Below are 12,963 nucleotides of genomic sequence, written 5' to 3' on the forward strand. Positions count from 1 at the left end.
TTCCGCCGCGTAAATTCCGGGTTAAAAGGGCCGCCGCGGCGCCGTGCTATGCCCCCTCCCGGGACGGTTCCGGCATGGCAGGGGCCTCGGGAACCGCCCCGGAACGGGCGGTCAGCCGGAGATCAGCCGGGCGGCCGCCGCCGAGTGCCGGGCGGTCAGCTCGGCCAGGTCCAGGCCGGGGATCTGCCCGTCCAGCACCCGCCATTGCCCGCCGACCATCACCCGGTCCGCGCGGTCCGCTCCGCACAGCACGAGCGCCGCCAGCGGGTCGTGGGAGCCGGAAAAGCGCAGGCCGTCCAGCCGGAACAGGGCGAGGTCCGCCTGCCGGCCGGGAGCGAGCTCGCCGATGTCGGAGCGTCCCAGCGCCCGGGCGGAACCGCGGGTGGCCCAGCCCAGGGCCCGCTCGGGGGTGACGGCAGCGGCGCCGTAGCGCAGCCGCTGCAGGTACAGTCCCTGCCGCACCTCCTGGATGAGGTTGGAGGCGTCGTTGGAGGCCGAGCCGTCCACGCCCAGGCCCACGGGCGCGCCGGCGTCCTCCAGTTCCAGCATCCGGCCGATCCCGGAGGCCAGGCGCATGTTGGAGGTGGGGCAGTGCGCGACGGCGGTGCCGGCAGCACCCAGCCGGGCCACCTCGTCGTCGTCGAAATGCACGCCGTGCGCCAGCCAGGTGCGCGGGCCGAGCCAGCCGACGCTCTCCAGGTAGTCCACCGTGCGCAGCCCGAACATCTCCCGGCAGAACTCCTCCTCGTCCAGGGTTTCCGCCAGGTGGGTGTGCAGCCGCACGTCGTGTTCCTCGGCCAGCGCGGCCGACGCCTTCATGATGTCCGTGGTCACCGAGAACGGCGAGCAGGGCGCCAGCGCGATCTGCACGACGGCTCCGTCGCCGCGCTCGTGATAGGTGCGGATCAGCCTGTCGCTGTCGGCCAGGATCGTCTCCGCCTCCTGCACCACCTGCCGCGGCGGCAGGCCGCCGTCGTCCTCCCCCAAGGTCATGGAGCCGCGGGTGAGCATGGCGCGCATGCCGAGTGAGCGGACGGCCTCCACCTGGATGTCGACGGCGTCCTGGAGCCCGCCCGGGAACAGGTAATGGTGGTCGGCCGCGGTGGTGCAGCCGGAGAGCAGCAGCTCGGCGAGCGCGGCGGTGCTGGCCAGGCGCAGCGCCTCCGGCGTCAGCCGGGCCCAGACCGGATAGAGGTTCTTCAGCCAGGGGAACAGTTCGGCGCTGGCCACCGGCCCCCAGGCGCGGGTGAGGGTCTGGTAGAAGTGGTGATGCGTGTTGATCAGCCCCGGCAGCAGGACGTGCTCCGAGGCGTCAAACACCTCCGTGCAGGGTGCCGAGGGCGCCCCGCCGGCCGGAACCAGCTCGGCGATGCGGCCGTCCTCCACCACGACGCCGCCGGCGGCGTCCAGGTCGTTCGCGGTGAACACCGCAAGGGGTGTGCGTATCCAGAGCCGGCCCATGCCTGCCTCCTGACCTCGGTGCCGGGCAGGAACCACGGCCGGCGGCCGCAGGGATCCTGCGTCAGCCAGCTCAGTGCACTTGGCTGCTGATCCAAGGTCCGCCCGATCCAGGGGGCACCGGCTTCCCGGTCCGGCGCCAGATTAAGCCCGGCCCGGCGGCACGTCAATTGCCCCGGACGTATTCGGTCAAACCCGTATCGCATGATTGATCGGCGTGGTACGCTTCCTGCCAATTACTTTCGGAGCCGTTGCTGGACTGCACTTGTTCAACACTGCACTTGTTCGCCCCGCATTTGTTCGGCACCGTATTTATCGGCGCCGCGCTTTCGCTGTGCCGATAATTCGGAAATGAATTCCGAAAGTGGTTGATTTCCAAATCGTTCCGCGGATTTAAGGCCCGCAGCCCCTGAGGGCGGCTGCGGGGAACTCACCGCTTGGGTTACTGGCCTGGCCGGTGGTGTGTGCCGTCGGCAGGTCCTGGAGGCGCTCATGCTGGACCAGCTCTCAGCACTGCGGCAGTGGCTGGCGGACGGGCAGGACTGCGCCGCCGCCACCATCGTGGCCGTTGAAGGATCCGTGCCGCGGCCCGTGGGCACCACCATGCTGATCAGCGCCGCGGGCGAGGTCGCGGGCACGCTGAGCGGCGGCTGCGTGGAAGCGGCCGTGTTCGACGCCGCCCTCGAGGCCCTGGCCACGGGGCAGCCCCGCCGGATGAGCTTCGGCTACAGCCCCCAGGACGCGTTCGAGCCCGGCCTCAGCTGCGGCGGAACCCTCCACGTCCACATCCAGCCCTTCCGCGCCGGCAGCGAGCCGGTGACGACGCCGGACAGCGACGCCGCAGGCGACGTCACCGACAGCAGCGCCTCCTCAGCCGCCGTCGCCCTGCTGTGGCGGGTCGACGGCCCGGCCGCTGCTCCGCTCCTGCTGCCCGACACCGGTCGCCTCGCCGCGGCCGTCCCGCAGGCACTGGCCGGCGTCGTCCGCCGCCTCAACCTTCCCGACAACGCCGTGAACCGCATCGCCTCCGCAGTCCACGCCGCGGTGCAGCAGGGGCACACCGGGCTCATCTCCTTGCCCGGCGGAGACGACTGTCCCGCCGCTGAACTCTTCATCGAATCGCGGCTGCCCGCCCCCCGTCTGCTCCTGGTCGGGGCGAACGACCACTCGGCCGCCGTCGCCGCGCTGGGCCGCAGCCTGGGCTACCACGTCTCGCTGTGCGATCCGCGGCCCGTCTTTACCCGCCCGGAGCGGTTTCCGCATGCGGCGGTGACCGTGCAGTGGCCCGAGACCTGGCTCGCGGAGCTGGTCGACGCCGGGGCACGCGATCCGCGCACCGTCTTCTGCCTGTTCAGCCACGACGCCCGGTTCGATGCCGGGGTGCTGGACACCGCACTCCGGCAGGACTGGGCCTATGTGGGCGCCATGGGCTCCCGCCGGACCTGTACGCAGCGCGCCGCGGAGCTGCAGGCCCGCGGCGTCCCGGCGGACCGCCTGGCGCGGCTGCATGCCCCGATCGGCCTGGACATCGGCGCCGCCACACCGCAGGAAATCGCCGTTGCGGTCTTCGCCGAAGTCCTGGCCAAACGCACCGGCCGCACCGGGCTGCCGCTCTCGCTCGGCTCCGGCGCCGTGCACGGGACCGCGCCAGCCGCCCCAACCGGACAAACCGCCGCCTCGGGACCCGTCCCCGCGCCCCACGGCGGCACCGCCGCCACGATTCCGGAGGTTGGTCCGTGGACCTGAACACCGTCACCGCCCACCTGCCCGCCGCCGACCCGGCACAATGGCAGCCCGGCGACGCCTGGCTCGCCGGCGGCACGGTGCTGTTCTCCTACGGCACCTCGGCACGGCGGCTGCTCGACCTGACCGGCGCCGGATGGCAGCCGCTCACCGAGAGCCCCGAAGGCCTGGACATCGCAGCCACCTGCACCATCGCCGAGCTGTTCACCTTCCCGAACCGCTCCGAGCACGCCGGACAGTGGCCGGCCCTGGACCTGGTCCGCCGGTGCTGCGAGTCCTTCGTCGCGTCCTTCAAGATCTGGAACGTGTCCACAGTCGGCGGAAACATCTGCACCGCCCTGCCCGCCGGGCCGATGACCTCGCTCACCGCGGCCCTGGACGGCGTCGCGCTTCTCCTGTCACCCGACGGCGGCACCCGCCGGCTCCCGGTCGCCGAACTGGTCACCGGCGATGGGACGACGGCCCTGCAGCCCGGCGAGCTGCTGCGCAGCATCACTCTTCCGGCCGCCGCGCTGGGCGCCCACACCGCGTTCCGGCGGCTGTCGCTGACCACCCTGGGGCGCTCCGGCGTGCTGCTGATCGGCCGGCTCGACGCCGACGGCGGGTTTGTCCTGACCGTCACCGCCGCCGTCAAACGTCCCGTGCAGCTGCGGATGCCCGCGGTCCCCGGGGCCGCGGAGCTGGCCGGTGCCCTCGCGGACGCCATCTCCCCGGATCTGTGGCACGACGACGTGCACGGACATCCGGACTGGCGGCGGGACATGACGGGCCGGCTGGCCGAAGAGATCCGCATCGAACTGGCCGCCGCGGCGGCGGAAGGAGCCCGGGCATGAAGTTCACCCTCAACGGCCGGGACACCGATGCCATCCCCACCCCCGGCCAGTGCCTGCGCACCTTCCTGCGCGAACAGCGCAGCTTCGGTGTGAAGAAGGGATGCGACGCCGGCGACTGCGGCGCATGCACCGTGCACGTGGACGGCGCTCCGGTGCATTCCTGCCTGTTCCCCGCGGTCCGTGCCCAGGGCCGGGAGGTCACCACCATCGAAGGCCTGGCCGGCCCGGACGAGCAGCTGCATCCGATGCAGCAGCAGTTCCTGGACGCCCAGGGCTTCCAGTGCGGGTTCTGCACCGCCGGGATGGTCATGACCGCCGCCACCTTCACCGAGGACCAGCGGCAGGACCTGCCGCGCAACCTCAAAGGCAACCTCTGCCGCTGCACCGGCTACCGGGCCATCGAGGACGCGGTCCTCGGGCGGAAGAACGTGGACGACGCCGGGTCCGGGGACTCTCCCGTAGGCCGGTGCGCCCCCGCGCCGGCCGGGCCGGACATCGTCACCGGCCGGGCCGCCTACACCCTGGACCAGCCTGCCCCGCCCGGGATGCTGCACCTCAAGCTGCTGCGCTCCCCGCACGCCCACGCCCGGATCCTTTCGATCGACACGTCCGCCGCGCTGGCCGTTCCCGGCGTCGAAGCGGTGTTCACCCACGAAGACGCGCCGGAGCGCCGGTTCTCCACCGCCCAGCACGAGCTGCACACCGACGACCCCGAGGACACCCGGGTGCTGGACGACGTCGTCCGGTTCAAGGGCCAGCGGGTGGCGGTGGTGGCCGCCGCCACCGTCGCCGCCGCCGAGGAGGGTGCGCGCCGGCTGCGCGTCGAGTACGAGCCGCTGCCGGCGGTGCACGACGTCGACGCCGCCCTCGCCCCCGGCGCGGTGCTGCTGCACCCGGACGCCCCGGGCGCCGTCGGCAACACCGTGGCCGAAGTCCACTCGGTGATCGGCGACCCGGCGGCGGCGCTGGCGGCGGCCGACGTCGTGCATGAAGGCACCTACGAGAGCCAGCGGCTGGCGCATGTGGCGCTGGAGACGCACGCGGCGCGCGCCTGGTTCGACGACGCCGGGCGGCTCACGGTCCGCACCTCCTCCCAGGTTCCGTTCCTGGTCCGGCGGACCCTGTGCCGGCTGTTCGACCTTGAGCTCGGCCAGGTGCGGGTGTTGGCGGGGCGGGTGGGCGGCGGGTTCGGCGGTAAGCAGGAGGTGCTGGTCGAGGACCTGGTGACCCTGGCAGCGCTGCGCCTGCGCCGGCCGGTGCAGCTGGAGTTCACCCGTGAGGAGCAGTTCGCCGCCGCCACCACCCGGCATCCCTTCCGGGTCCGGGTGAAGGCCGGGGCCTCCGCCGACGGCACGCTGACCGCCCTGCAGGTGGACGCGACCGCCAACACCGGCGCCTACGGCAACCACGGCCCAGGGGTGATGTTCCACGGCTGCGGCGAGTCGATCGCCGTCTACCGCTGCGCGAACAAGCGGGTGGATGCCCGCAGCGTGTACACGAACACGGTGCCGGCCGGCGCGTTCCGCGGCTACGGGCTGAGCCAGATGGTCTTCGCCGTGGAGTCGGCGATGGACGAGCTGGCGCGCGGGCTGGGCATGGATCCGCTGGAGTTCCGGGCCCGGAACGTGGTGGCCGAGGGCGATCCGATGGTGTCCACCTCCGCGGATCCGGCGGAGGATGTCCACTACGGCAGCTACGGGCTGGACCAGTGCATCTCGCTGGTGCGCGGGGCCCTGGCCGCCGGCCGGGAGGATCCGGTGCGGTCCGGCGCCGGGCTGGAGCCGGACTGGCTGATCGGTGAGGGCACCGCGCTGTCCATGATCGACACCGTGCCGCCGCGCGGCCACGTCTCGCACGCCCGCGCCGTGCTGCTGCCGGACGGCCGGTACGGGCTCGACGTCGGCACCGCCGAATTCGGCAACGGCACCACCACCGTCCATGCCCAGCTGGCCGCCTCGGCCCTGCACACCGAGCCGGGCCGGGTGGTGATCCGGCAGTCGGACACCGACCTGGTGGACCATGACACCGGCGCGTACGGCTCCACCGGCACCGTGGTGGCCGGCAAGGCCTCGCTGGCCGCCGCCGCGGAGCTGGCGGTGCTGCTCAAGGGCTTCGCCGCCTCCCTGTTCGCGGGCACCTCGGCGCAGGTGCGCCTGGCCGCCGACGCCGTCGAGAGCGGGAACGAGCGGATTCCGCTGGCCGAGGTGGCCCGCCGGGCCCGGGAGGCCGGCGTCGATCTGTCCGCCGAAGGCCGCTGGGGCGGCACGCCGCGCTCGGTCGCGTTCAACGTGCAGGGCTTCCGGGTGGCGGTGCATCCGGGCACCGGGGAGCTGCGGATCCTGCAGAGCGTGCAGGCCGCCGACGCCGGCGTGGTGATGAACCCGCTGCAGTGCCGGGGCCAGGTGGAGGGCGGGGTGGCCCAGGCCCTGGGTGCGGCGCTGTTCGAGGAGGTGCGGGTGGGCGCCGACGGCGACGTCGAGACCCGGATCCTGCGCCAGTACCACGTGCCGACCTTCGCGGATGTGCCCCGGACCGAGGTGTTCTTCGCCGAAACCAGCGACGAGCTGGGCCCGATGGGCGCCAAATCGATGAGCGAGAGCCCGTTCAACCCGGTGGCCCCGGCGTTGGCGAACGCGGTGCGCAGCGCCACCGGGGTGCGTTTTGCCCGGCTGCCGCTGGCCCGGGACGTGCTGTATCTGGGCCTGCGCGACGGCGTGCAGCCGGACCGCTCCGGGCTGCACGCCGAGGCCGACGTTCCCGCCTAGCGCCCGGGCTGCGCGGGGCGGGAAACCTGCGGAATTTGCGGACAACTTTCACTGCCGTTACAGTGGTTCCCCAAGAAACTAAGCCTACTTAGTAAGGAGTCCTGATGGAGCAGCTGAAAACCCCGGAAGACATCCTCGCCTTCAAGCTTGGCCAGGCGCTGACCATGGAGCAGGGTGACCTCGACATGCTGGGCGAGTTCGTGGAGAACGCCGGCAGCCAGGAGATCAAGGACTTCTTCACGGAACACCAGGAGCAGACCCGCGGCCAGGCGAAGCGGCTGCAGAAGGTGTTTGAGCTCCTGGGGCTGAACCCTCGCGAGGAGACCGCACCGGCCCTGACCGGCCTGGCCAAGGAAGGCCGCACCGCCATGGACCACACGGCCCCCGAACTGGTGGATTCGGTGATCCTGGCCTCCGCCCTGGCCGCCGAATACTACGAGGTGGCGGCCTACGAGTCGCTGCTCACCCTGGTGAAGGCGCAGGGCGAGACCGAGGTTGCCGCGCTGCTGCAGGAGAGTCTCGACGAGGAGCGGCAGACCATCGCCCGCGCGCAGAAGCTGGCCGAAGCCGTGGCCAAGGAAGCCGCCGCCGTCGCCGCGTAGCAGGACGTCGCGAACATCCCCCACTTTGAGGCGGGGCCGTCACTGGCCGGTAGCGGCCCCGCCGTCGTGCAGGCTTCAGATCGCCTTGCCCGGGTTCAGGATGCCGAGCGGATCCAGCGCCTGCCGGATGGCGTGCTGTATCTCCAGGGAGACCTCGCCCAGCTCGTCGCTCAGCCAGTCGCGTTTGAGCAGGCCGACGCCGTGCTCGCCGGTGAGGGTGCCGCCCAGGCGCTTGGCGAGGTGGAACATCCGCCCCAGTGCCTCCTTCGGCGGCCCCTCGGTCACCGACTGCTCCTGGTCCATGACGATCATCGGGTGCAGGTTCCCGTCGGAGGCGTGCGCGATGGTGAAGATCCGCACCCCGGTATCGGCGCTGATCTGCTCCAGGCCGGCCACCACCTCGGCCAGCCGGCCGCGCGGCACCCCGATGTCGCCGATCGACACCCGGCCCAGCCGTTCCAGCGAAGGAATCGCCTCCCGCCGGGCGGTGACCAGCGCGGCCGCATGCTCGTCATCGACCGCCTTTTCGCAGGTGCCGAGCGGGCTGACCGCCTCCAGCACGACCTCCTGCTCGAGGAAGGCGCCGTACCCGTCGGTCTGCACCAGCAGGAACGCGCCGCCGCGGGAGCGGTAGTCGGTGCCCAGCGCCATGTCCACGGCCTCCAGCGTGGGGCCGTCCATCAGTTCCATCATCGAGGGCTGGACCCGCGCGGCGACCACGGCCGACGCCGCCCGGGCCGCGCTCTCCACATCCGGGAAGAACGCCGCGACCGTGGCCGTGGCGGTGGGCAGCGGGCGCAGCCGCAGCGTCGCCTCGACCACGATCCCGAGGGTGCCCTCGGACCCGATGAACAGGGCGTTCAGGTCATAGCCGGTGACGCCCTTGATGGTGTCCCGGCCGGTGCGCAGCTCGCGCCCGTCGGCCAGGATGACCCGCAGCGAGAGGACGGATTCACGGGTCACGCCGTACTTGGCGCAGCGCATCCCGCCCGCGTTGGTGGCGATGTTCCCGCCGATCGAGCAGATCGCGGTGCTGGCCGGGTCCGGGGCGTAGAACAGTCCGTAGCCGGCGGCCGCGGCGTTCAGCTCGGCGTTCAGCACCCCGGGCTGAACGACGGCGAGCTGCTCCACCGGGTCGATGCGCAGGATCTCGTTCATGCCCGAGACGTCGAGCACCACCTCCCCGGCGCGGGAGGCGGAGGCGGCGGCAAGGCCGGTGCCGGCACCCCGCGGCACGACCGGCACGCGGTGCCGGCTGGCCAGCCGGAGGGTCTGGATGACGTCGTCGGCGCTGCGGGCAAAGACCACCCCGTCCGGCGGGCTGGGCGAAAGGTAGCCGGAACGGTCGGTGCTGGCCTTCTCCCGGTCTTCGTTCCGGATGGATGCGTTCGGTGCCGCCTGCAGCAGTGCAGCGGTGGAACCGGCGGTCAGGTCGAAGTCGATGGTGTTCATGGGTCCTCTCGAACGTCGGGTGCGGAGCCGTCAGGGCACCATCCAGCCCAGGATGGGCGTGGACTGGAGCCAGATGATGACGGTGAGCATGGCCAGCAGGGCCAGGCTCCAGCCGATGAGTTTGCGCAGCAGCAGGCTCTCGGAGCCCTCCCGGCCGACGGCGGCGGAGGCAATGGCCAGGTTCTGCAGCGAGAGCATCTTGCCCATGACGCCGGCCGAGGAGTTGGCGGCAGCCATCAGCGTGGGCGACAGGCCGGTCTCGTTGGCGGCGGCGACCTGCAGCTGCCCGAACAGGGAGTTCGACGAGGTGTCCGAACCGGTCAGCGCCACACCGATCCAGCCCAGCAGCGGCGAGAGGATGGCAAAGAAGCCGCCCGCCGAGGCCAGCGCCACGCCGAGGGTGGTGGTCTGCCCGCTCAGGTTCATCACGAAGGACAGGGCCAGCACGGCGCAGACGGTAACGATGGTCCAGCGCAGCTGCTTGAGGGTCTCGCCGTAGATCCGCACCCCGGCGCCGGGTTTGATGCGGTAGAGGAGCATGGTCAGGATGCCGGAGAACAGCAGCAGCGTTCCAGTGGCCTTCACGTGGTCAAAGCGCAGGTTCTGGGCCGCCACCGGTTCACCTGAGGAGTTGGTGACGTCCAGGCCCGGCCAGTGGAAGGTCACCCCGCCGATCTGCGTCAGCCAGGCCTTCACCGCCGGAATCTGGGCGAGGGAGAAGACCGTGATGATGATCAGGTACGGTGCCACTGCCATCCACACGCTCCGGGCATCGGGCCGGGTGTTGTCGGCCTCCCCTGCCGGGCGGTCGGTGCCGCCGTCGGCGGGCGACGCCGCGGCGTGGGCTCCGGCGCGGTCGGCGGCTTCAGGCGGGCCGTCGAGGCCGCCCGGGCCCGCGGGCGACGGCGCTGCATGCCGTCCGCCGCCGCTGCCGCTGCCGGCCGAGACCGGGAGCGCGCCGTCGCCGTCGGCTTCACCGCGGGCCGTGGCCGCGGCGGTGTCCTCGACATCCTGCGACTGGCCGTTCATGCCGATGATTTCCCTCGGCTGCCAGACCCGCAGCATCAGGAGCACCGCAATCACGGTGACGACGGCGGCCACCACGTCGGTCAGTTCCACGACGAAGAAGTTGGACGCCACGAACTGGGCGAGGCCGAAGGCGACGCCGGAGACCAGGGCCACCGGCCAGGTCTGCCGGAGGCCGCGTTTTCCGTCCACCAGGAAGACCAGGATCAGCGGCACCACCAGGGCAACGAACGGAGTCTGCCGGCCCGTCATGGAGGACAGCTCCTGGAGCGGGATGCCGGTGACGCCGTTGAGGGCGATGATGGGCGCGGCCATCGCGCCGAAGGCGACCGGGGCGGTGTTGGCCAGCAGCGCGACGACGGCGCTCTTGATCGGTTTCATGCCGGCGGCCATGAGCATGGCCGCCGCAATTGCCACGGGCGCCCCGAACCCGGCCAGGGATTCGAGCAGGGCGCCGAAACAGAAGGCAATCAGGATCGAGAGGATGCGCAGGTCATCCGAGATCGACCGGATCGTCCGGCCAAGCAGCTCGAACCACGGGGTGGAGACTGTGAGCTTGTAGATCCAGAGCGCGTTGATCAGGATCCAGAGGATGGGGAAGATCGCGTAGAACGCACCGAGCCCGGTGGCCGAGAGCGCCTGCCCCAGCGGCATCCCCCAGGCGATCACCGCGAGGAGGAACGACAGGGCCAGGCCGATGACGCCGGCCTGCCAGGCCTTCATTCGGAACACGCCGAGGAGGACGAACAGCAGCAGCAGGGGAAGGGCGGCGAGGATGGCCGAGAACACCAGCGACCCGCCCACCGGATCGAGAACCTGCTGAAAAGCCGCAACCTGGATAGCCACAAAAACCCCCTCGTTTTTGTGCTGGCCAGTCTCCCCGCGGAACATCGGGAGCCGGGCCGGCCGGACGGCACCGTAGCCGCCTCACGATGGGGTCGACAGTAAGCGCGGCCCTCAGGCCGGTCAACCCTCGTCAGGTTCCTGATTTCGAAGATTGGCGAAAAGCGCCACGGCCCTTCCGGCAGGCGGAAGGGCCGTGGCAGGCGGGAGGGCGCCGGGCCCGCCCGGATCGTCGTGCGGTTACTTTTCGCGGGCCTTGCGGGTCTGCTTGTCGTTGGCCTTCTGCAGCGCGTCCACGAGCTCGTCCTTCGTCATGGTGGACCGTCCCGGCACATCGAGCTTCCTGGCCTGCTCATAGAGGTGGTCCTTGGAGGCGTTCGCGTCCACGCCGCCGGCGGTGCCCTTGGAGGATCCCGGCCCGCCGCCCTCCGCGCGCTTGTCGGAAGGGCCCGACTCGTCCTTCTCCTCCCAGTGATCGCCCACCTTTTCGTGGGTGTGCTTCAGCGACGCGTAGGCAGCCCGCGCCGCGCGCTGCTCATCGCCGTCGTACGAGTCCATGGCGGAGTCATAGGTCTTGGCGAAGGTGTCCTGCGCCTTGGCGTCAGAGCGCTGCAGGGTCGAGGGCAGCTCGCTGTCCTTGGCGTGGCCGCTCTTTGACGTCTTTGGCATTGTGCCTCCTTCTCCCCACAGGGTCAGCCGGTTCGGCAGGCGGCCGGGCCACCCGAATACTAAGGATGCTTATGGTCTATCATCTTCCGGCGGCGCCCTCAACCGGCGTCCGGCTAGACCGAACGGGTTTCACCGGCACGGTCGGAGTAAGCCGTGGCTGCATCCCCTGCCAGGGCCAGCTCCACGCGACGGGCGAGGTCCCGGACGTACTCCCCGTCAGCTGCGATCAGGCCGGGCTCCATGGAGTCAAGCACCAACCCGACCTGCCGGCGGATCTCCTTCCGCTGTCCGTCGTCGGCGGCGTGCACCGCGCAGTCCCGCAGCAGGCGCAGCAGTGCACCCAGGACCAGCGGGTCACGTGAGGCAAACCGGCGCGACGCCCCGCATACAAGCTCCAGGAAGTACCGGTGGTCCCGTCCCGCGGTGGCCAGCCGGAGGGTGCCGTCGGAGCCATGATGCAGCTCCGGGCCGAGCCGACGGGACTGGATCCGCACCAGCAGGTCTGCGCAGAAGCCCAGGGCATTCACCGCAGTGGCGGGATCATTGATGCTGGGCGAGAGGGCCTTCACCGCAATGTCGGCCAGCTGCCGCAGGCCCAGGGAGACGTCCTGCTCGGGCGTGCGTTCATACCCGACCTCCACGGCCACTGCCAGATGCTCCTCGACGGCCCGGGCCGCCGCCGGCGACGGCACCGCACCGTCATCGGCCCACAGCCGGCCAATCGGCGTTCCGACGGTGATGTGGTCACCCGGCTGGACCTCCAGCAGCAGGACGAGCCGAAGGCGTTCCAGCACGTCGACCAGCGGACGCTGGTCGACCGCCTTGACCAGTCCGCTGCGCGGCGCCGTGACGGGCGCCCCGCCCTCCGGCAGGGCCAGGTCCTCGGCATCGATTTCACCCTCCCGGGTGTTGGGGTAGGTCTCCTCCAGCACCTGCAGACAGCGCCCATGGGCAGTGACCATCATCGTGTCCACCCGCAGGGACCTGGTGATGTGGCCGATGAACAGCAGCAGCACCATGCCGCAGGCGATGCCCATCAGATAAACCAGGCCGACGACGAGCACCGGCACGGGCGTTTCAGGGTCCATGCCGCGCAGGCCGGTGATGCTCACCACGAAGGTCGACAGCAGGACGGCCAGGACCAGCTGCGTGCGCTTGTCCCGGGCGAACTCGCGCAGCAGCCGGGGCGAGAACTGCTGTGACGCCAGCTGCAGCGCCACGACGGTCAGCGAGAACGTCACGGTCACCGCGGTCATCACGCTGGTGGCCACCGCCTGCAGGAGCGTGGAGGCCGCCTCCATGCCACTGGGCCAGATCCAGCGGGCCCATGCAACCTCCTGCCCGGGCCGCACCGGCAGCAGCAGCAGGGTCACGGCAAGCGCAGCGAGGGAGGCGCAGGTGGGCCAAAACCACACAGACGCCCGCAGGGCCTCCCGATCGATGCGCAGTCTGCGCCGCCCGGTACCCGCCGGCTCCGATGCCGCCGCTGCCGTTGATCCGCGTTCCAACGCCACCTCCCGAACTCGAAAAACAGGAAGGGACGGCCGCCGGCCGCCCCTTCCATCGAAACCC

General features: G+C 71.2%; 9 protein-coding genes. 4 read left to right on the top strand and 5 right to left on the bottom strand.

The window, feature by feature from the left end; all coding sequences use genetic code 11:
• Positions 1 to 111: 111 nt before the first annotated feature.
• Positions 112 to 1,461 (bottom strand): 8-oxoguanine deaminase, encoded by a 1,350-nt coding sequence (locus AC5RV6_RS05050; protein WP_494006184.1) that lies wholly within the window; start codon positions 1,459 to 1,461, stop codon positions 112 to 114.
• 489 nt (positions 1,462 to 1,950) lie between these two features.
• On the opposite strand from AC5RV6_RS05050, the gene AC5RV6_RS05055 reads away from it, so the two are divergent.
• The 4 genes from AC5RV6_RS05055 to AC5RV6_RS05070 all read left to right on the top strand — a co-directional run bounded on the left by AC5RV6_RS05055 (position 1,951) and on the right by AC5RV6_RS05070 (position 7,401).
• Positions 1,951 to 3,204 (top strand): XdhC family protein, encoded by a 1,254-nt coding sequence (locus AC5RV6_RS05055; protein WP_494006185.1) that lies wholly within the window; start codon positions 1,951 to 1,953, stop codon positions 3,202 to 3,204.
• The gene (locus tag AC5RV6_RS05060) at positions 3,195 to 4,034 is read left to right on the top strand and encodes an FAD binding domain-containing protein (RefSeq protein WP_494006186.1); all 840 of its coding nucleotides are present in this window, start codon (positions 3,195 to 3,197) and stop codon (positions 4,032 to 4,034) included. The genes AC5RV6_RS05055 and AC5RV6_RS05060 overlap by 10 nt, the downstream gene beginning before the upstream one ends.
• Entirely contained in the window at positions 4,031 to 6,799 is a 2,769-nt protein-coding gene (locus AC5RV6_RS05065) for a molybdopterin-dependent oxidoreductase (RefSeq protein ID WP_494006187.1), read from the top strand. Before AC5RV6_RS05060 ends, AC5RV6_RS05065 begins: the two co-directional genes overlap by 4 nt.
• 104 nt (positions 6,800 to 6,903) lie before the next feature.
• A complete protein-coding gene (locus AC5RV6_RS05070) occupies positions 6,904 to 7,401 on the top strand; it encodes a YciE/YciF ferroxidase family protein (protein ID WP_494006188.1) in 498 nt (165 codons plus the stop codon).
• A 75-nt stretch (positions 7,402 to 7,476) separates the two neighbouring features.
• Here AC5RV6_RS05070 and AC5RV6_RS05075 read toward each other — a convergent pair whose 3' ends face one another.
• From AC5RV6_RS05075 to AC5RV6_RS05090, 4 genes are all read right to left on the bottom strand, one after another.
• Entirely contained in the window at positions 7,477 to 8,853 is a 1,377-nt protein-coding gene (locus AC5RV6_RS05075) for an FAD-binding oxidoreductase (RefSeq protein WP_494006189.1), read from the bottom strand.
• A 30-nt stretch (positions 8,854 to 8,883) separates the two neighbouring features.
• On the bottom strand, positions 8,884 to 10,725 hold the full coding sequence (locus AC5RV6_RS05080; protein WP_494006190.1) for an L-lactate permease: 1,842 nt from the start codon (positions 10,723 to 10,725) through the stop codon (positions 8,884 to 8,886).
• Positions 10,726 to 10,962: 237 nt separating this feature from the next.
• Positions 10,963 to 11,391 carry a ChaB family protein gene (locus AC5RV6_RS05085; protein ID WP_494006191.1) on the bottom strand — a complete coding sequence of 143 codons (429 nt, stop codon included), beginning with the start codon at positions 11,389 to 11,391 and terminating at the stop codon, positions 10,963 to 10,965.
• A 113-nt stretch (positions 11,392 to 11,504) separates the two neighbouring features.
• Positions 11,505 to 12,905, bottom strand: coding sequence for a DUF2254 domain-containing protein (locus tag AC5RV6_RS05090; RefSeq protein ID WP_494006192.1), 1,401 nt, complete (start codon positions 12,903 to 12,905; stop codon positions 11,505 to 11,507).
• Between the last annotated feature and the right edge of the window lie 58 nt (positions 12,906 to 12,963).

The organism is Arthrobacter saudimassiliensis, assembly GCF_059090665.1.